This window comes from Treponema sp., assembly GCF_052169735.1.
Classification (GTDB): domain Bacteria; phylum Spirochaetota; class Spirochaetia; order Treponematales; family Treponemataceae; genus Treponema.
The window spans coordinates 1-20,037 of the sequence record NZ_JBQNBW010000022.1 but is presented as its reverse complement, the minus strand read 5'-3'; the positions used below and the strand labels follow the sequence as shown (position 1 = coordinate 20,037).

General features: G+C 45.0%; 20 protein-coding genes. 10 read left to right on the top strand and 10 right to left on the bottom strand.

The features are described 5' to 3' along the window. Complete coding sequence (locus ACTTJ8_RS05245; RefSeq protein WP_442720534.1) at positions 1-1,770, top strand: amino acid ABC transporter ATP-binding/permease protein; 1,770 nt, start codon at positions 1-3, stop codon at positions 1,768-1,770. A 204-nt stretch (positions 1,771-1,974) separates the two neighbouring features. Here the strand turns inward: ACTTJ8_RS05245 and ACTTJ8_RS05240 are convergent, their stop codons facing one another. From ACTTJ8_RS05240 to ACTTJ8_RS05230, 3 genes are read right to left on the bottom strand one after another with little or no spacing between them, the layout of a single operon-like run. Further along, the gene (locus ACTTJ8_RS05240; protein WP_442720533.1) at positions 1,975-3,114 is read right to left on the bottom strand and encodes an ABC transporter substrate-binding protein; all 1,140 of its coding nucleotides are present in this window, start codon (positions 3,112-3,114) and stop codon (positions 1,975-1,977) included. A 30-nt stretch (positions 3,115-3,144) separates the two neighbouring features. Next, positions 3,145-3,936: an ABC transporter ATP-binding protein gene (locus tag ACTTJ8_RS05235; RefSeq protein WP_442720532.1), complete on the bottom strand. Its 792-nt coding sequence runs from the start codon at positions 3,934-3,936 to the stop codon at positions 3,145-3,147. After that, positions 3,933-5,042 (bottom strand): FecCD family ABC transporter permease, encoded by a 1,110-nt coding sequence (locus tag ACTTJ8_RS05230; RefSeq protein WP_442720541.1) that lies wholly within the window; start codon positions 5,040-5,042, stop codon positions 3,933-3,935. The genes ACTTJ8_RS05235 and ACTTJ8_RS05230 overlap by 4 nt, the downstream gene beginning before the upstream one ends. Positions 5,043-5,104: 62 nt before the next feature. Here ACTTJ8_RS05230 and ACTTJ8_RS05225 point away from each other — a divergent pair, with 62 nt between their 5' ends. The 4 genes from ACTTJ8_RS05225 (at position 5,105) to ACTTJ8_RS05210 (ending at position 8,157) form a co-directional block, all read left to right on the top strand. Then, positions 5,105-5,794, top strand: a complete 690-nt coding sequence (locus ACTTJ8_RS05225; RefSeq protein WP_442718445.1) for a Crp/Fnr family transcriptional regulator — start codon at positions 5,105-5,107, stop codon at positions 5,792-5,794. 18 nt (positions 5,795-5,812) lie between these two features. After that, a complete protein-coding gene (locus ACTTJ8_RS05220) occupies positions 5,813-6,652 on the top strand; it encodes a Rossmann-like domain-containing protein (protein ID WP_442720531.1) in 840 nt (279 codons plus the stop codon). Position 6,653: 1 nt separating this feature from the next. Then, a complete protein-coding gene (locus ACTTJ8_RS05215; protein WP_442720530.1) occupies positions 6,654-7,304 on the top strand; it encodes a cupin domain-containing protein in 651 nt (216 codons plus the stop codon). Positions 7,305-7,392: 88 nt separating this feature from the next. Beyond that, the gene (locus ACTTJ8_RS05210; RefSeq protein ID WP_442720529.1) at positions 7,393-8,157 is read left to right on the top strand and encodes a class I SAM-dependent methyltransferase; all 765 of its coding nucleotides are present in this window, start codon (positions 7,393-7,395) and stop codon (positions 8,155-8,157) included. Positions 8,158-8,205: 48 nt separating this feature from the next. On the opposite strand, the gene ACTTJ8_RS05205 is transcribed toward ACTTJ8_RS05210, so the two are convergent. From ACTTJ8_RS05205 to def, 4 genes are all read right to left on the bottom strand, one after another. Next, positions 8,206-8,973: a nucleoside phosphorylase gene (locus tag ACTTJ8_RS05205; RefSeq protein ID WP_442720528.1), complete on the bottom strand. Its 768-nt coding sequence runs from the start codon at positions 8,971-8,973 to the stop codon at positions 8,206-8,208. A gap of 21 nt (positions 8,974-8,994) precedes the next feature. Continuing rightward, positions 8,995-10,020, bottom strand: coding sequence for a PASTA domain-containing protein (locus ACTTJ8_RS05200; RefSeq protein ID WP_442720527.1), 1,026 nt, complete (start codon positions 10,018-10,020; stop codon positions 8,995-8,997). Positions 10,021-10,160: 140 nt separating this feature from the next. Then, a complete protein-coding gene (fmt, locus tag ACTTJ8_RS05195; RefSeq protein WP_442720526.1) occupies positions 10,161-11,132 on the bottom strand; it encodes a methionyl-tRNA formyltransferase in 972 nt (323 codons plus the stop codon). Continuing rightward, positions 11,132-11,653, bottom strand: coding sequence for a peptide deformylase (gene def, locus ACTTJ8_RS05190; RefSeq protein ID WP_442720525.1), 522 nt, complete (start codon positions 11,651-11,653; stop codon positions 11,132-11,134). Before def ends, fmt begins: the two co-directional genes overlap by 1 nt. Before the next feature lie 107 nt (positions 11,654-11,760). Here def and ACTTJ8_RS05185 point away from each other — a divergent pair, with 107 nt between their 5' ends. Then, on the top strand, positions 11,761-12,543 hold the full coding sequence (locus ACTTJ8_RS05185; protein ID WP_442720524.1) for a hypothetical protein: 783 nt from the start codon (positions 11,761-11,763) through the stop codon (positions 12,541-12,543). Next, the gene (locus tag ACTTJ8_RS05180; RefSeq protein WP_442720523.1) at positions 12,544-14,331 is read left to right on the top strand and encodes a hypothetical protein; all 1,788 of its coding nucleotides are present in this window, start codon (positions 12,544-12,546) and stop codon (positions 14,329-14,331) included. It begins immediately after the preceding gene. A gap of 124 nt (positions 14,332-14,455) precedes the next feature. Here ACTTJ8_RS05180 and pheT read toward each other — a convergent pair whose 3' ends face one another. The 3 genes from pheT to ACTTJ8_RS05165 all read right to left on the bottom strand — a co-directional run bounded on the left by pheT (position 14,456) and on the right by ACTTJ8_RS05165 (position 18,034). Further along, positions 14,456-16,198, bottom strand: coding sequence for a phenylalanine--tRNA ligase subunit beta (gene pheT / locus ACTTJ8_RS05175; protein ID WP_442720522.1), 1,743 nt, complete (start codon positions 16,196-16,198; stop codon positions 14,456-14,458). Positions 16,199-16,694: 496 nt separating this feature from the next. Then, positions 16,695-17,465: an outer membrane lipoprotein-sorting protein gene (locus tag ACTTJ8_RS05170; RefSeq protein ID WP_442720521.1), complete on the bottom strand. Its 771-nt coding sequence runs from the start codon at positions 17,463-17,465 to the stop codon at positions 16,695-16,697. Positions 17,466-17,842: 377 nt separating this feature from the next. Beyond that, complete coding sequence (locus tag ACTTJ8_RS05165; protein ID WP_442720520.1) at positions 17,843-18,034, bottom strand: hypothetical protein; 192 nt, start codon at positions 18,032-18,034, stop codon at positions 17,843-17,845. 231 nt (positions 18,035-18,265) lie between these two features. On the opposite strand from ACTTJ8_RS05165, the gene ACTTJ8_RS05160 reads away from it, so the two are divergent. The 3 genes from ACTTJ8_RS05160 (at position 18,266) to ACTTJ8_RS05150 (ending at position 19,958) form a co-directional block, all read left to right on the top strand. Further along, positions 18,266-18,514, top strand: a complete 249-nt coding sequence (locus ACTTJ8_RS05160) for a leucine-rich repeat domain-containing protein (RefSeq protein ID WP_442715812.1) — start codon at positions 18,266-18,268, stop codon at positions 18,512-18,514. A gap of 167 nt (positions 18,515-18,681) precedes the next feature. After that, complete coding sequence (locus ACTTJ8_RS05155; protein ID WP_442720519.1) at positions 18,682-19,452, top strand: FliG C-terminal domain-containing protein; 771 nt, start codon at positions 18,682-18,684, stop codon at positions 19,450-19,452. 92 nt (positions 19,453-19,544) lie between these two features. Continuing rightward, positions 19,545-19,958: a MotA/TolQ/ExbB proton channel family protein gene (locus ACTTJ8_RS05150; RefSeq protein WP_442715815.1), complete on the top strand. Its 414-nt coding sequence runs from the start codon at positions 19,545-19,547 to the stop codon at positions 19,956-19,958. The last annotated feature ends 79 nt before the right edge of the window (positions 19,959-20,037 follow it).

Below are 20,037 nucleotides of genomic sequence, written 5' to 3'. Positions count from 1 at the left end.
ATGACCGGATTAAAACGGAGAAGCGCTTTTACCATTATGACTTCTTTGATCGGACTGGTGTATCCGCTCATTCCCTTTATGATTATTGCAGTTACTGCCGGGGTACTCGGCTTTCTCTGCGCCATCTTTATCACGGTTTTAGGAGGAGAAGCGCTGATTGCAATACTCCATGATCGTTTTTCTCTTGAGACGCTTGCTGCCGTTTTTACTCAGCTGACCGGAACAGCACTGCCGGCAAACAGCGAAGCAGGAGCTGCCGCCGCCGAGTGTACCGCCCTTATTGGAAATACGTGGTTAGGGCTGAGTGTACAAACCATTGTCATCTGCATGATTATCTTTGCCGTGCTGCGGGGAGGACTCCGCTATGGAGAGCAATATTGCAATCACTATATCGCATTTAAACTCTTGGCACTCATCCGGCACAAGGTATTTGCAGCCTTGCGGAGACTTGCTCCTGCAAAACTGGAGGGAAAAGACAAGGGAAACCTTATCTCGCTCATCACCACTGATATCGAACTTTTGGAAGTGTTTTATGCGCATACGATTTCTCCCATTATTATCGCAGTGCTGACATCGCTTTGTATGCTCATTTTTATCGGAAGCTATAGTCTGCTGGCGGTACCGGTTGCACTGGCAGGATATGTAACCGTCGGGCTGATTATCCCGCTGCAAAACGGGAAACGGACACGGGATTCGGGGCTTGCGTTTAGAACATCGTTTGGAAACCTGAACAGCTTTGTTCTTGAATCCCTGCGCGGCTTGGAAGAGATTATTCAGTACGGTGCCGGAGAGCGGATACAGACAGAATTGCGGCGGCAGTCGGAGGAACTCAGTTCTACCGGCAGCTGTTTAAGTATGCAGGAAGCACGGCAGCGCGCTGAAACCAATACGGCAGTACTCTTGTTCACATTCTTGCAGCTTTTTCTTTCTCTCTGGTTATTCCGGACAGGGGCTATTGATTTTGCCGCCGTTGTGAGCGTTACCCTCGGTATGAGCGCCTCATTCGGTCCCGTCCTTGCCCTTGCGCAGCTTTCCAACAACCTGCACCAGACCCTTGCAAGCGGAGACCGCATTCTCAGCCTTCTGGAAGAAGAGCCGCTGGTAGAAGAAATCCCTGCCGACGGTAAACAGCGTTCGTTTGAAGGGCTTGAAATTGATCATATTGATTTTAGCTATGGCGGCAAACCGATTCTGCATGACTACAGCGCAGTTATTCAGAAAAATACGATAACCGGTATACATGGGGCAAGCGGATCGGGTAAATCAACCCTCCTCAAGCTGATTATGCGGTTTAGAGCAGTGCAAAAAGGCTGCATCCGTATTTCCGGAGAGGATATTAACACTATGCCGACAGCGGCATTGCGGGCTTTTGAATCCTATGTTGCACAGGAGAGTATGCTCTTTAAGGGTACTATTGCGGACAACATCAAGATCGGAAAACTTGATGCTTCGGAAGAAGAAGTGATTGCCGCAGCTCAAAAGGCATCCATCCATCAGTTTATTGCAGCCCTGCCAAAGGGGTATAACACACCGGTAGGCGAACTCGGAGACACCCTCTCCGGCGGAGAAAAACAGCGCATTGCGCTTGCACGGGCATTTTTACACGATGCGCCCCTCCTTCTTCTGGATGAGCCTACCAGCAATTTGGATGCCTTGAATGAACGGATTATTTTGAAGTCGCTCAAGGAAGCCCGTGCCGGAAAAACGATTATTCTTGTTTCGCACCGTATATCAACACTCAATATCGCCGAAAACATTCTTTCAGTGTAACGTTTGGGCTTCTTTTTTCTCTATGTTGAGATAAGTCATAGCGCAGGAAAGTATGAATGGACGATTCTACAAGTTTCGATAACGCCGGAGATAAAAACGCTTCAGGATGTGAAGCAAATCTAATCAGTGTTTTGAAATACCTGTCAACAGCACACCGGTCAATACAATGTTTGATTTACCGGTGTGTTCTATGCTCTGTTCTAATTAAAAATATTGCCGTTTTGCCTCTGCACGGGGATGCAAAATCCATTCTACATCGGCATCGGTAAGCGTCATATTATAGAATTGTTTATAATATTCTTTTATTTTTTGATTTATATCGATATCGCCGAAAAGGTCGGGACGGGCTGTTTTTGCAAACCACCACATAGCAAGCGGAGTATCAGTTGTGGGCGGCCACCAACGGTGCATTCCAAATGGAAACTTAAATACTTGCCGGTTTTTGACTGCGTTAATGCCGCTCCAATCATGTCCGGGAGCTGCAGTGTTGTTGTATAAATTATCCGGTGTCTTATCGGAAAAGGTTAAGATAAAGACCTGATCAGGCTGCCATTCATATATTTGTTCCATATTGATAGCTCCCTGAGTTGCCTTCCCTCCAAGGTTTATTCCGCCCAGCAAGTTCGCCCAGTATTGCCCGAATGATTTTTTTCCGGCAGAGGCGATAGTTGTGTCCGAATACTTACTGATAAACAGAATCTTATTCGGAGAGGGGAGCGGATGTTTTTCAATTCGAGCTTTAATTTCCTTTTCAACTTGTTCGCCGTAGGCAATAATCTGTTGAGCAGGGCTTTCCATTTGCAGCGTTTGAGCCATCGTATCCATCCACGACTTGAGGGTTACAAGCGGGCTTGCATCCCATCCGGTACTTGGATGTGCTAAGGCTACAGCAGCAATCCCGGCTTGCTGGAGCGGTGCGGCAACCGATGCATCCATATAAAAGACAACATCCGGCTTGAGCTTTATCAATTCTTCCAAGTTGAGCTTTCCGCCGGTATAAAACGCAGAGGAAATATTTTGAAAGTCCGGGGCATATTTTGAAAATATGCTGTACTTTGCTCCGTTGACGGAATCGGGAGAGACCCCGACAATATTGTCGGTCTTACCCTGTTGAAACACGGTTAGAACGGTCGGTGCAGGCAGCGGGTCTAATACCACGATCCGTTCGATCTTATTGGGAACCTCTACCGAATTTCCCTTAAAGTCCACAACCGTATGAGTTCCTTCTGCAGCACTCATCGCCGCGGTTCCGGCTGTCTTTGCCGGTTCATCTTTTTTACCGGCACCGTAGACACCGCCCAACACAATAGAAAAAAACAATACTGTTATTAGTAGTTTTTTCATACCTTACACTCCTTCTGGTAAGTAATTGTTTTATTTCGCTAAAGATACCGCCGTTACAGCGCTGTACGGTATCCCTTTATACGAAGCCCGAAGAATATCAACGTGCACCTGAAAAACATCTTCCATTATCTCTGCGCTAATAACCGTCTCCGATTGCCCGAATATACTTTCTCCGCTGCGGGAGAGAATGAGCGACTTGTCGGAAATACGTAGGGCATGGGCGGGGTAATGCGTATTGAACACACAGCATAAGCCGTCAACTTTTGCAAGCCGGTGAACCGTTTCCAAAATGATAAGCTGGTTGCGGAAATCCAAGTTTGATTCAGGTTCATCCAGCACCAGCATCTCCGGCTTGCTGCACAGCGCCCGGGCGATCAGCACCATTTGCAGCTCTCCGCCGCTTAAACGGTTGCAATACTTGCCGCGTAAATGGGAAATGCCTACTGCTTCCATCGCTTCTTCACAGTATTGTCTATCTTTCTCGCTCGGTACGCCGAACAATCCGATGTGTACACTGCGTCCTAATAGAATCATCTCCTCTACCGTAAAAGCAAAGGGGAGATATTTTGCCTGCGGAACATAGGCAATACGCCTCCACAGCTGTTGTGCAGGAATTTCTACAATATTTTGTCCGTCAACCGTACTAGTGCCGGAATTCCATTGCAGCATCCCCATCATGCAGCGGAGCAACGTTGTTTTTCCGACACCGTTGGGGCCAAGGATGGACAATATCTGTCCACTTTCTATCGAAAAAGAAATATCCCGTAAAACCGGTGCGCCGCCTTTAAATGCAAATGTCCCATTATGAACCGCGAATATCACTTCCAGCCGCCTCCCGTCCGTTTTAGCAGTATGATAAAGAAAGGAGCTCCTACAAGGGCTGTCAGAATGGAAAGGGGAATTTCCGACTGCGTTGCACTGCGGGCGACTGTATCTAACAGCAGCATGAACACAGCACCGATGCTGGCGCTTGCAGGAATAACCCGCCGGTTATCACTTCCGAAGAGCATCCGGCATACATGAGGCACCACGAGCCCTACCCAGCCGATTTGTCCGCACATAGAAACACTGGAAGCAATAACCGCCGCCGATGCGATAATGATCAGTAAGCGTATTTTTCGGAGATCGATCCCCATAGACTTTGCTTCATCATCAGATAAGGTAAGGATATTGCATTTCCACCGTGCAAGGATTAAGATTACCGTTCCTGTTACAATAATCGGCGCTCCTACGGCTAAACCTTTCCATGTGGCATTATTCAGACTCCCAAGCAGCCAATAGGTAATTGTCGGGAGTTTTTCTTCAGAATCTGCCGTGTATTTAATGAGCGATACCATTGCCTGGAATAGCGCAGACACCACAACGCCTGCTAACACCAGCATAACAATGGAGTTCTGCTGCTTTATTTTTCCTGCTTGGTAGGTGAGGTAAAGCGCGATAATACCGAAGGTAAGAGCACTGAGCTGTACGATAAGCAGCGGCTGATCCATCAACAGTGCAAGCGCCGCACCGAAACTTGCGCCTGAGGCAACTCCAAGCGTATCGGGGGACACAAGCGGATTGGAAAGCAGTGCTTGTAATCCTGCTCCGGCGCTTGCCAATGCACAGCCGCAGAGCAGCCCTAATAGGATGCGGGGTAGTCTAATACCGATGATAATTTGAGCTTCGATATTGTCTTTTGCCAGCGCAATACTTTTATGGACAATGAGCTGTGCAATAGCGCGGACAGCTCCGCTTACCGGTATCGAATATCGTCCGATGCAGAGGCTGATTGCCATCGCAATAAGCGGTGCTAAAAACAAAAGACAGCCAAACAACACAGCATATAAACGCTGGTTTTTATGTTCTATCTGATGAGAGCATTGCTTCAAGTTTTTTTTAGCTTTTTCTTCTACCATTATTACTACCTTGATGCCTCTTGTTGACATCAAAAAAAAGTTAGCATAAACTGACTGTATATGCTGTTGCCGTTGCAACAAAGAAGGAAAAAATGCTTAATTTTTGCACAGCTTTTTTAGCGCATTCTGCAGTATTTAAAGGTATCCCTGCTCAAGAAATTGATAAAGCTGTTTCCTGTCTTCACGGATTTTACCGGTTGCTTGAAAGCGGACAGGAAGTACATCCTATAGCTGATACTATCCCTTACGCAGGCATTGTGATTACCGGCTGCATTCATGTTGAACAAATCGGTATCGATGGAAAGATCATACTGCTTAAGCAAGTGCAAAGGGGAGACCTATTCGGCGCAGAACTCAGTTGTTTAGGGCTGACAAATCCATTTTTACGTATGGTAAGTGCTCAAAAATCAAAGGTGCTGTTTATCAAAGTGCCGTCTGCACAAAATAAGACGTGCCGAACCTGTCCGTATAAGATGACTGTTTTAGAGAATATTCTCAGGGAAGTTGCACGTGATGCAGTATATCTGAATCTGAAAATTCAGCTTCTTTCACAGCCGACACTCCGTGATAAACTGCTGTTTTACCTGAATGTAATGCATGACTCGCAGCACTCTCATGTTTTTACGATCCCTTTTACGCGGGAAAAACTGGCGCAGTTTATTTGCGCTGATAGAAGCGCGGTATCGCGGGAGTTGAGCCGTATGCAGCGTGAAGGTATTATCATAATTGAGGGGAAACAGATCAAGTTTTTGTTGCACCGGCAACAGACGGTAAATGGATAAATCCGGTATAAGTAATGTATGGAAGATTTAAAGGCTATTTTGGATATAAACCGTGCGTTGTATAAAAGATTCGGCTTACCGCTGCCGATTTTTGATGAGCTTATTACAGGCTTCCGTTGGATGATGACGGCTGATACCGACTCACATATAAGCCTTGCGCTGCGTGTTGAAGAAAATATAAGCCCTGAGCAATATGCGAAAATTGCAGCGGAGCTTTACGGTAAACCGGTAGACGTATGTATCGAACTGCTGCTTAAACAGCATGATCCTCATCTACGGAATCTCATCGTAGGCTTAAGCAGTTTGATGAGTAAGCCGCTTAATACGGCGGAGCTTCTGGCTCAGCGCGGCATTGTGAGGACGGAAGGTCTGCAATTCCGGTATCAAACGGAAGGAAAAAAGGTCGGGCTTATCGGGTTCGGTGTTTATATCAACCGGTTTTTGAACCGCTGTAAAGAATTTCATGTCTTCGATTTACGGAAACCGGAAGCAATTCTAAGTTATCGCTATAAAAACGGGCTGCAGCGGTTTCCAGAAGGCATACAGTGGCATCTTGGACACAATGCCGCTGATTTTTGCGATATACTCAGTACGCTTGATATTATCATTATGTCAGGCAGCACCATCGTGAATAATTCATATACGGCATTGCGGCAAGCGGGATCCAATGCAGAAATTGTAGGTTTGTATGGACCCAGCAGTGAACTCTGTCCCGATTACTTTTTTGAGCAAGGGTATAACTATATGTTCAGTACCTCGGTTAGGGATAAGGAAACGTATTTGAAAACTGCCCTCAGCGCAGAGCAGACATACCGTGAATTTGACTATATGGATATTTATGAACTTGAAAGGAAATAAGATGAAAGAAAAACGAATATTTTCCATTGCAGAAGAGCATAAACCGATAGTGGGGTGCACAACGTCAGAGGCAGTATTGCAAGGCTGTATGTGCAGCATGTCGGTGTTTTCGATTGCAGCGGAGACCAATATCAGCCCCGAAACTTATAACTACCCCAAGCTTTGGAAGATAGAGCAGGGGAGTGCAGATGTTATCTATCTTAGTGAGAATACTCAGCCGCTGCAGTACGGTGAGCTGTTTGTGGTGCCGGAAAATATTCCGGTCGGCATACAAAGCAGCGGCGGATGTATATATTCGGAAATCATATTCAATAAGGAGTGTTCTATGAACAAAATTTTGAAAGGCGGAGAGCTTTTTGTCTTAAAAGAATTGCTTCCATACAAGGAAGCAAATATCGTCAGCATGGATCTTGTTGATGACAAAAAAACAAAATTTGTGCTGATGTCGTTTGATGCGGGTACGGAGCTGCAGCCCCATGCAGCTCCCGGGGAAGCAATTGTATTCGGGCTTGACGGTGAAGCTATCATCGGTTATGAAGACAAGGAATACCGCATACATGAAGGTGAAAACTTCAAGTTCGATAAAGACGGCAGACACTATGTAAAAGCAGTGGGTAAATTTAAAATGGCGTTGCTGCTGATTCGCGAATAGTAAGATCGTACAAAAGGAAAAGGGCTTCTCTCAATTAACAATCGAGGTGTAGAGGTGTCCTTCTCTATAAAACTTTCTGTAGGAGATTATGATGTACGAAGCTGGACATGTTTTTTTAGCAAGAATCGGTAAAACGACGCTCCGTCCGGGCGGTATTGAAGCTACCGAATGGCTGATTGATCAGGCTGCAATAACACAGGAGACAAAGGTTCTTGAGGTTGCGTGCAATAGAGGGCGAACCATGATTCAGTTGGCACAGAGATTCGGTTGCGCTGTTACGGGTGTCGATCTTGATGAAAATGTCTTACAAAATGCGAAAGCTAATATCGAAAAAAATAATCTACAAGATAAACTTACGCTGATACACGGAGATGCAACAGCATTACCGTTTGAAGATAATAGTTTTGATGTTATTATCAATGAAGCAATGTTGACCATGCTGGTGGGCGACCGCAAAGACAAAGCTCTCAAAGAGTATTTTCGTGTGCTTAAACCGGGCGGTAGAGTAGTAACGCAGGATGTTTTTTTTATCGTTAAAGACGCGGCACAGCAACAGGAACTCAGAATGAGTTTAAGCAAGACTATCAATGTAAATGTTGAGCCGCTCGATGCTGAAGGGTGGGAGAGCCTTTTTTCTCGGAACGGATTTACCGTAACGCAGAAGCGCGGACTGATGACGCTGCTCAGCCCCCGCGGTTTGCTCCGAGATGAAGGCTTGTGGAATACGCTGCATATTATCCGGTGCGCACTTAAGAAAGAGAACAGGGCAATGTTCTCCAAGATGTACCGTTACTTCAACGGACACAAGTACGAACTGGGCTATATCTGCAACGCGGGCGTAAAAAAGGCGTAGATCGATTTTCTAAAAGCTCTGTTTTTTAGAGGTGTCTTCCTATCCGCACTACAGCCGCACCGCCGCATCAAAACAGAGCTGTAACGCACGTTCATAAGAAGCTATGCCCCAATCTCTTTCATTATAGCTTTCGCTATCGGCTAATGTGTCAGCAGTAAAGAGTAATTCTCCCCACACAGCGCCGCGGAGCTGTGCACACGCAGCTAATGCGGCGCATTCCATTTCTACAACGGAACATCCTTCGGTTTTTCGGTAGGCAACCTTTGCTTTTGTTTCCCTGAAAAATCCGTCGGTAGACCATGTTATCACCTCGGTATATGGTAAGCCGTGTTCTGTGAGGGCTGCTTCAATGGCGCTTAACGCAGTTGTATTTATGTCTATAAACCGCGACGGTTTCATATAATGATAGGATGTCCCCTCATCCCGTAATGCTTTGACAGGGACTAGAAAGGTATTTTCCGGTAAATCTTGCAATACGCCGCATGATCCTGTTGAAATGATTTCCGTAACTCCGTATCCGATAAGCCAATCTAAAATCTGAACAGCGGCAGCGGCACCTACAGGTGCTTGGCAGAAACAAATATCGGTATCTTTGTATTGTGTAATATAGATAGGATATGATTTGGTAGATGAAACGAATAAGCCTGCCTGTGTGCAGCTATGTTCTTTTGCATACGCTTCGATGTAGTTGCCCAGAAAAGCAAAAACTGCTTTTCTGGGAAGATGTAAAGCAAGTCTTTCGTGGGTAGGTGCAAGAATTGCATCCGTATCGCTATCAAATTCCAGAATAGGGATCTCGTGTTTAAAGATGCTCATAGTACTATGCTTTGTTGCCGTTTATTCCGCTGTATTTGCGCCTACCGTTTCGCTGTAAACCTCTTTGTTCAGCACTTCCAGTGAGAGCCGCGTTCCTTCCGGTACTGTATAGGGTACGGAACATGAGCCGCCGGGATGCCGGAATGAGGTAAGCAGTTCTTTATCACTGCCGGGAACCTCAGCGTACAGCGAAACGGTGAAGGGGTAGGGGAATGCAGCGAGTGTTGCTTTCAGAATACCTGACACACTACCCTGTGCTGGAGGAGGCAGTGCAACTGTGAGTTCTACCGGAGAAAACACCGGGACTTTGCTCTGTGCTGCGGCATTCTGCTTTTGCACGGTGAGTTCACCTGTGCCGGACATCCCTGCTGTTTCCGCCATATCCGCTGCGGCGGTAAAGTGTAAGGTTATCGCTGTCTGCGGCATCATTTGATAGAGCTTTTTTAAGTTTACATTGAGAAAGTCCGGCACAACGGTTGTTTCCGCTTCCGTACCGTTGCTGACTACAAAGGTAAGCTCCATATTGCTGGAAATCGGTGTTCCGGGCGCAGGGTTTTGTTCCAGAATGGTTCCAGCCGGTTCGGGGCTGTATTGTGTTAAATAGGGCAGTTTTACTTGGAGATACTGACGGCTTGCAGAAGTAAACTGTTCTTTAATCTGCTCCTGTACGGTTTCGATATTTTCACCGATATAGTTTTGTATGGTATCAATAACAATGCCCTGGCTGACTACCAGCTCAATCCGCTTGCCGCCTTTCACGATAGCCCCCGGACTGGGATTTTGTTCAAGAATAAGCCCTTTTTCATCAGCCTTTTGAGAATAGCGCAGCTGTATACGCGGATATAATTCCCGCGCTTGCAATTCAAGTAAGGCTTCGGGTAAGTCTTTCCCGACAACGCTCGGCACCATAACCTGTTCCGCACTTTCCAGTGAAAGAAAGAAAACAAGCGTAGAAACCGCAATAAAAATAATGATCATCACGAGCGAGGTAAACACAATTGTTTTTCCGTTTCCGCTAATTCCGTCTCCAATATCACCTAAACCCATAGCTAATCCTTTTTCATTCTTATGAAGCATCTTAAAAAAGCTATTCCTCAAGTTTTTTAAAGATGCTCTACGGTATGGCTGATACCCCGGCTCTGACTGCCTACCATGAGGGGCGTAAGCCGATCAAACCTTGCACATACCTATTGTAGTGTTTCCCCGATAAAATGAGGCGTTCCATTCAAAAAATCTTTCCATTGCATTGCTTTTTTCGTTTCACGCTGCAATGTCTGTACTGCCAATACACCGCTGCCTGTCTGTACCAGTATACCTTCCTGCTTGTCAATACCAAGTACCGTACCGATAGCTGCGGTATGTTGAGGCTGTTCGGCAAGGCTGCTTCCGGAATACGGATGAGCTGCTAGAATGGAAAGCTTTGTATTATTCCAATGAGTAAATGCCCCCGGCCACGGTGTATATGCCCGTATCTGCCGGTCAATTTCCTCGGCGGATTTTGTCCATACAATCTGTCCGCTGTCTTTCTCCAGTAGGGTACAATAGGTTGCTTCCGCATGATTTTGTGGGCTGGCAGCAATGGTATTGGTTTCCATCATAGTGAGCGCTTGCACAATGAGGTCTGCTCCTGTCTGAGCACATCGGGATAGGAGCAGCTCCGCAGTGCCGTATGGCTCAATGGGCAGTTCCCGTTGAAGGACAATATCGCCTGCATCCATCTCCTGTGCCATAAATTGGACGGTTACTCCCGTTACCGAATCACCTGCGAAAATTGCAGCGGGTACCGGGCTTGGTCCGCGCCACCGCGGTAATAACGAGGGGTGAATATTGAGCGCACCGTGCGGGAACAAGGCTAAGGTTTTTGGTCCGAAAATCTTACCGTATGCAAAGCATACCAGCACGTCAGGGTGCAGCGCTGCAACATCAGAGCGGAATTGTTGGTTCAATTTTTCAGGGGTAAATACCGGTATATCCGGTGCAAGTTTTCCCTCATCTTTTAACTGACTAACGGCTTGGGCAACTGCTGATTCTGTGAGCTTTTTGCCCCGGCCTGTACGGGCAGGGGGTGCGGTTAACACACCGGTAAGCGTATGCTGCTGTATGATAGCATTCAATGCCGGTACTGCGCATTCAGGGGTTCCCGCAAAAAAAACATTCATTACTGACGCATCCTCTTCTTTGCTTCACGCTGTTTTTTCCGTTCTTGCTGCTGTGTAAATTTTTCGATAATTTTATTCCGCTCATCCTCAGCAAGGCGGTCGATAAACAGCACACCCTCTAAGTGGTCGTATTCATGCTGAATAACGCGGGCAAGCAAGCCGGTAGCTTCAATCGTTTTGCGCCGCCCGTTCATATCTTGAAACTGTACTGTTACCGATTCAGGGCGGATAACAGCGGCGTACATTTTCGGTATACTGAGACAACCTTCTTCATAGGAGCATTGTTTCTCGGATGTACCGATAATGTGCGGATTGATAAAGACCCATTCTACGCCGTCATCTATTTTTGCAATAAAAAGTCTGATGTTTTTTCCGATTTGCGGAGCTGCAAGCCCGACTCCCTTGTCATTATCCATTGTTATAAACATTTTCCGTACTAATGTACGGAGTTCATCATCAATATGTTCTACCAGCTTGGATGGCTGCCGGAGGGTTTCATCACCTAAATAGAGTATTTCCATGGGTATTTATAGTACAAAATTTATAGGGGGCGGTCAATGCGTTTCCTGCTATAATGCAGTTACCCAGTTGAGCTTGTCTGCATAACGTGTTATGCTGCGGGATACATATGAAGAATGCACTACTTGTTCCCGGCGTTTTTTTTCTGAACTTTTTGAGCGGTATCGTTGTGCTCGCCTTTTTCGGCGGTCTCGGGGTTCGCTATGAATTTACAGGAACCGGCGCCGCATCGGCGGCTTTTTTGTTCCTCTGTATTGCACAAAGCCTGTGCCGTATGCTCCCGATTGTTACCATGTTTGCTATTATCGGCGTGTATGCCTTTTTAATGCGGCATCGGGCAAAAACGACTGTTGCAGTTAGCCTTTTTGTTGTATGTCTTGTGTTCACAGTGACAGTGATCATGCCGGTTTGCTATGCACAAGCGGAGACAATAACAGCTTCGTTGAATGCCTTTGCGCTGCAGCCTACTGCAGACCGTGCATTGACCGGTTTTCTCACTAAACCGCTATTTCTCACCGCTTTTATCCATGTTTTAGATGTACTCTTTCAGGATATTTATACCTTGTATAAAACCAATTTTGCTTACTATCTAGTCTTTATCGGTTCTTACTTTTTTTGTGTAACATCGTTTTGGATATTTTGTCTGATCACACAATGGAGTATGTTTAATTTATTGTGTATATTTGTATCTGCAGGGGGCGGATTTTTGCTTTATCCGGTCTTGCACAGCGATGTGGTACAAGCGCTCCTGCATAATCTGCATCTTGCCTCGAATGAGAGTGTATTCGGTATACCGCTGACTCTGAACCTTATTGCAGTAGTACTGCACTCCGCCGGTATTTTACTCGTGCTGATACGGTTCTTTAAGAACAAAAAAAGGAGGGCAGCATAGATGCGTGAGCTGATAAAAGGTTTCTTGTCTGTTTTTATTCATTTTGCAGTAGGTTTTTTGTGTTGCTTGTTGTATGTGCTTTTCTTTACCAAGACCGGTGTTCTGCCCCGGTTTTCTCTCCAGTGGAAGTTAGCAGAAACCGGGCTTTTATTTATCCGTATTATGCCGGCAATGCTTGTCTCTTCCATATTGATCGGCTATGCCGTTATTTTCGGAACATGCGGACAAAATACTGTTGAACGCTATTCATTGATTTTGGTGCGCTACTTAAAAGAGGCATTTATTATTCTTTTTGCATGCATCAGTCTCTATCTGATTCTTATCGAAATAGCGGTACCAATGCTCGATAATTACCGCCGGTATACGGAATTTAAAACACGGGATTATTACGATTTCATCAGCAAGGCTGATATTTCTTTACAAAATCATCAGGCTGAAGAAGCATATGCTAATGTGCAGGCAGCTCTTGCCGTTTGGAAAGATAATCCTGAAGCATTAGCTCTGCTGGATAGTATAAAAGTATCACGCAGTAAGCAGCATTCGGCGCGGAAAGATACGGCAGAATCAAAGTCAGCTTATTATCATGCCGAAGCCGAAAATCTTACGGTAGAAGGAGCATTCTTTATTGCTAAGAGGTATATGGAAAATCAAGATTTTTATAGTGCACATTTTTATGCCTCAAAAGCATATCAGCTTAGCATCGAGACCGATCCCTATCGAGAAGATTCATTGCGGATGATGGCATTAGCATGGAATCAAATTGAAAAAGGCAGTGCAGAACTGAAAGCTGATTTTGACATCCGTTTATACCGAGCAAAGCAGTTTGCCTATGAGCTGATGCAGCAGAAAAATTATATTAAGGCATACTATCAATTCCTTGCAGCGCAGCGCATGGTTACAGAGCATGATTCGCTCAAACATGATCCTGATATAGACCGCTTTGTAGAAATCACTCGGAAAAAGCTTTTGGAAGAAGCATTCTTCATAGATGAAACGAAATCTTTACTTTCGTTTGAATCCGCACGGAATGTTTCTTTTATCCTTCCTCCTTCCAATTCAAGCGGTGCGGTAAAAATTAATATCGAAGGTCTTTCTTCTGTGTTTGAAAAGGGTATTCAAGAAATGTATGGACGGAATTGCGAAATTGCAGAATATAGTCTGAACAATCAGCTTCAATCCCGCTATCGTATTCCATACATTAAAATTATTCCTATTATTGATCTGTATAATCAGCCGAGACTGCATGTGCTGTTTCAAGCGGTTGATGAAAAGCATGATCGGATTATATCCCAGCCTATTTTACTTTCCGGAGTACTACCGCTTGAAAGAAATACGGTTCGGCTGCTGCCGTTTTCTTACGCTGAATTTGAGCTGATCATTGCTGCTAATGCTGGGGAGAGAACCATGTCTATTCCTCAGCTATACCGTTTTAGGAGTATTGGACCTCAATACGGCTTTGCCGCACAAATATATCATCGGGAAATACTGGCACGATTAAGCGATCTATTTGTGATTATAATTCTTTCAATTTTTATGTTGGTGTTAGCATGGAGCTTTAGGATTCCGCCTCACCAGCCTTTTAGAAGCGGCTGGGCATTGAGCTTTCCGGTATTCTTTGTGATGGCAACTGGTCTCATTGAAACAGTGAGGTACGGTACGCGGCTTGTAATTACGCTTTTTACAGACCATATCTATGTTATATCGCCTGCGGTATTCTTTTTTATCTATGTGTTGTTGTTGATTGGGGTTTCGTTTCTCTTCTGTGCACAACGCTCCGAAACCTATTAGGAGCTTCTAAAAACTCCTTTCCATTCGGCTTATTTTGTTAAAGCATTGATGCACAAAGACTCGATTTGAAACTCATCAGGGATGGCAAAAAAACGGTCTCTTTTTTGCCATCCCATCATCTACTTTATTTTTTTGCTTGATAAAGCGGCACGAGTGTTTCTATATCCAGTTCTCCTGCAAATGCCGGTACGGTGATTGCCCAATTTTCCAGCACTTGCGGGTGTAATTCTCCAAAGATACCGATCTGTTTTCCTTCGTGCAGAATACCAGCCTGTCTGCCTTCGATAAAACGAGGATCACAGGTTTCAGTTACATGGTATGGAAGCTGTAGATAGTAGAGCAATCCGGCAACAAGGCTTGCCGCTTCGTTAAAGTTTGCATCTTGGTGTACAGCTAAAAAGCCGAGACTCTGACAGGTGCGGGTGCCGGTGTTTTCTTCCGGGGCAAGATAGGCAATTTTTCCCGTTTCAAAAGTCCGGTGCGGATAGACGGCATTTCCTGAGACTGTTTCCGCAGATAATAACGAGGGAATAATAGAGGGACGCACAAACTGATAGTTTTCCGACATGGGGTTTGCAATTTCAATGGTTGTTGTACCATCTATATTCATACGGTCAATATAGTCTTTTTTGGAGCCGAGATAGTTAAAAATCATCTCTTGATACCCAAAACCAACCATCAAGCTCTTAATCTTTCTGCTAAGCTGCGTAATAGGCAGGAGCCGTCCGATTGTAAATTCACGGGGTGTTTCCGGGGCAAAAAACTCAACAGTCTTCCCCATCATCACATCTTCGATAATATCAACTGCATGGAGAAAGTCATTGCGGTAAGCCGGAGGTGTCAGCGTTAGACTGTCTCCCTCTATGCTGACTGTGTTATCCATCCGCTCTAGCGCTTCTGTAATCTCCTGTGCGCTGAGTTCCGTTCCTAGCAGCTTATTGATAGCATGCAGTGTTGTTTTCGTCGGTTCTTGAAAATAAAACGGAGCGGTAATTGTCTTACCGAATCCTGTGTTATATGGGTGTTCAACGCAAACCGGCAGAATAGTATAGCCTGCATCGGAAAAATCGCAGGCAACGATATTGGTTGCCAACAGCAAGGACGGCATATCCGTACCGGTCAGCTCAACCAGCAAGTCGGTATCGCCCGGCTGTACCGCACCGATTCGCGCACTATTGATGATCGGCGGCATAGAAAGGGTTTCATTTTTTGCATCCGAAAGCAGCGGTACTTGCTTTGCATCTTTGATTATCCAGCCGTATTCCTTTCCCTTGGGATGTTCTGCAATGATCTCTCTACAAGTCATATTCGTTTCAAAACCGAGCGGAGTAAACGATGTGGAGTCCGGATCAACAGCGCGGTAGTGCACCGGCCATTGGATCAGTTCGCTGCGGTACACTCCCATAGAAACGGATCGGCGTTTTCTGCCGAAATTCCAGCAGAGTTTCTCCTGCGTTTGGATAATATCTTTTAGCATCGGCTCGTCAATAGGCTTGCCCGAAATGACAAAGGCAGTCATAAAGGGGCGGATATGTTCCAATGCCGGATCAACAATAACATGGCGGTGAGCTGAATCTTTTACAGCCCCTGGCGCTGATAAAAATGCTTGATACTGTGCTTTATGCGAGGCTCCTCCCGTGTGCATCCGCAGCAAACGGGCAAGCCCTGCTGTTGACCAGAGATCAGGGCGGTTTGTGTCGTTGAGTTCTATTTTTATAATACGTTCAGCAGACGGCACTGCATCTGACGGAGCTTCATCCAATTCAGCCTTTGCAGAACTCAGCAGCTGTTCAAATTCCTGGGTATAGGGGTATGCTTTCCCCAATAGATTGAAAAAAAGTTGTTCGTTTACATCAATTTTAGGCATATTATATCCTTTTTTAATCCTTATACTAGACCTATTCGATAACTGTGTCTCCGAATAGGTCAACGAGTTCTAAATCGCACAAATAGCACGATGCGAGAACATCGCATTTCAAGGTAATCTGTTCAGAAATGTCCGTTTCCGAACAGGTTTACTGAGACTTAAAGCGTCAACCTCACAAAAACAATCGGGAACCGCTACGGATTTTAGCTTTTAGAGATACCCAAGATAGTTTTAGAGACCGCGGTAAGAGTATATGAAATATGATCTTTTTTGACAAGAACGGAACTTTTGGAAATATACGGCACATCTCCTGCATCGTATTGCCGAAACATTGCTTCTCTGACAGGATGCCATTGTTCAGAAATTACTTAGCGTAAAAAAGCCTAACAGCTCAGCTTTTTAAACTATAGTTTATAACCAAGGCAGGTAGGCAGATTCTTAGAGAAGATTGCCGGAAGGAGTATTGCCGTCGTTATAATACGGATATTTTCAAAAGCTACCGGCCCTGCTCCAGATACTGCGGACTAAATATTTTATCCGGTATATTCATATTATACTGCATTTTAACGATGTGAATGATCGTACTGGTGTTCAGTGCAAGTGTTGTCATCTTTGTGGTGCGGGGGGTATCAACACCTTGGGTTACTTCGTAGTTACTCATCTCAAGTATCTTAACGAGGGTATTTTTTCTGTCGTAAAAGGCTACTTTTACCAGATGCCTACTGTCTTTTTCTACCCACATAGCGGTTTTTGCATATTCCGATTTGGTGTTTTTAGGCACAGCTTCGACAACATAGCATGGTACACCGCCGTATTCTTCTTCTCTTAAGAGGGTATGTGTATCTAAAGAGGTATCACGCTGTAGATATTCCATATCGTTGTAGGAAAAGTCGGTACCCAAAAAATTTTCTGTTCCTTCTGACTGCCCGGTAATACGGCGGACTTTGCCCAGAGAAGGAAGGTAAATACGCTGATCGGTAACACCGTTTTTAGCAATCATTAAAAAACGGGTACCTTTGACATTTGCCGGTGCCTTAATTTCTATAAAGGTACGCTGGTCATTGGGTTTTTGCACGGAGTATTGATCCACAAGCAGTTCTGCGAGCGGAGAACCGTTCCGTTGAATTTCCATCCGTGCTCGAGTTCCGATTGTTTCGATTTTTACCGCGGACGGTTTTCTTTTGACAATATCTTCTGCAGTTTCATCAGCTCTTAGCCCGGTGATTCCGAAGAGAACAGCTGTGCATAAGATCAGTAATTTTTTCATTAGTATGCTCCTTGGCGGTTTTGCACACTGATACTATAGCATAAAGTAATCCCAAGTGCAAAGAGGGATACTATCTCTCTTCTTTGTTCACTACCCATCATTTTTTCACTTGACACCGCTTATTACTCGTGTTACCTACCATATTCGTTGTGATGGTAAGAAATTCTGCTGCCGCATCACAGGTCTTTTTCTCACAGCTTCATTTCAATAATCACAGGATCGCTATCTCCGCAGCAGCACGGGGATGTCCCAAAAGTTGGTTACTTTCGGAACATCCCCAACGAGTTTAAAATTAAGTCTTTATACAGCAACAACTTAATTTTAAACATCGCATCTAAATCCAAGGAAACTGTCTAAAAACTGATTCGCAATCGGCTTTAGCGGATATGATAAACCATTTCCTTACAGAACAAGCCGGTAGGCTTGAAGTTTTTAGACAGCCCCGTGCTGTTTTTGCCGTTTATCTTATTACTCAAATACTCACAAAAACATATATACCCCAAGAAGAAGGCTGCCGACTTTGCACAGGTTTTCTTCTTGGGATTATTATCTATTGTTTTATACGGCAATTTACTACCAGCTTCCTGTCTGCTTTTGCGGTATGGATGCAGGTAAAACAGATACATTGAAAGGAGGTGAAAAGAATATAGCGTATCAAACGTATGATTGATGCAGCGATACGTATAAAACACAAGGCTAAGCCGCTGATGCTGCTTCGCTAATAAACTTGCGTATAGCGCCGCTCTGCGTTGCGGGAAAGCCGAAGCCTAACCGCGCTTCGGACTTCCGCTATGATTTAAATGTGTAGTAACTGTACAGATTTAACGGATATAGAATTTCCGCATGGATTGGAAGAAATCGGTAAACAAGCATTTTTGGATTGCCGGAATTTAACGAATATAAAACTACCGGCAACACTGCGGAGCATTGGAATGGAGGGATTCAGTAACTCAGGACTGACTACAGTGCTTCTTCCAGCATCACTCAAAAAAATAACAGTAGTTTTGGTGGATGTACGAGTTTACCGCTCAAAATACGCAAAGCAGTGAAAGCAACCGGTTATACCGACGGCTTTGAGTACGATGAATTTTTTACAGGACACTAAGCGGAATAGCTAGGAATGAGATACTCAAAATGATAGAGAGAGAGAACCATCCGGTTGTAAAAGGACGGCGAGATCATCATTCCAAGCGCAAAACGAAGAAAAGGAGCATATATGGGACAGATTGAAGAGCAAAAAATGAAAAACGGGCAAGAGAATCCTTTTGACTTTATAGAAAGCTGTGATACGGCAACGCTGTGTAGGGTTTTGGAGCCAGAAGACCCGCTGATGATATCGCTATTGCTTGGGAGCTTGTCTTTACATAAAGCTGCGGCAGTTTTGCAGGAACTTCCTGAGAGTCTATGGCTCCCGGTGATCGAAGACCTTGCAGAGGGTAACTGGGAGTCGGCAGATATGGTAGAGTGCCTTGCAGCGGATATACAGAATAAAATAGAACAGCATACGCAAGTGCCGTATACCGAACTCGGTAGTATAGATTTTATAGAAAAATTTATCACGAGTCTCAGCCCGGGTGAAATAAGTGACAGTCCGCTTGACTCCATGCTGAACGTGTTAATGGATACTAAGCATGTCAATATGCTAGAATATATGTTGACCTTGATAAGAGAGACAAACCCTGCTGCATATACGGCATTAAAAAAGCACATCTTTCTTTTTGAAGATATTGTAAAACTTGATGACCTTTCTATTCAAAAGATGCTTCGCGAAACATTCACGGAGGATCTCACGAGGGCGCTCAAAACAGCATCTCCTGCATTACAAGCAAAAATAGAGGGCAATATGTCAGCTCGTGCAGTTGCAATGCTGAGAGAAGAGATGGGGTTCATGCACCCAATCAGCAGCCGTGATGTAAGAGAAGCCCAGCAGAAAATAGTCTGGACACTCCGCCGCTTAGCAGACGGCGGTGAGGTTGTGCTGCCGTAAACGGATTTACAAAATGTATCGTAATATAGTTCACGGCAAGCGCAGCGGAAAGAGGCGTTTTGCCAAGTGAGAGTACACAGAGGAGGTATTAAATGGTACACTACACAATGTTCGATGAGAGCGAAAAGGACACACTGGGACGGATATGCCGGAAATTGGCAGCATTAAGTGATCAGAGCCGGCGCACCGGACTTCTTGCATTGGAAGATGAGTTTGATGGTATCCTTGCCGAACTGAGCGGTAAGAATGGAAAGTTCGCGCGGAAGCTCCTGATGCTTGTTGTTGATGGACAAAGTGAGGAAACCATACGTAGCATAGCTGATAACTACACAGCATCATCCTGCGACAGTGACTTTGAAGCCTTGTGCTTTACGCTGATAAAAAACGGTGTTTGCGCAATTCAAGCAGGAGACCATCCTGACTTGCTTGCAGAAACCCTCATCAGCTTTATCGGTTTTGACGGCGAAGAGGATTTTAGGCAAAGAACCGGCTTTGTGGAAAAATAATGTTTCAAGGAGTGTGAAATAAGCGGGGCTGTCCCAAAAGTATAAAGACGTGATAAAATGAGGATATGAGTAGAGGAGT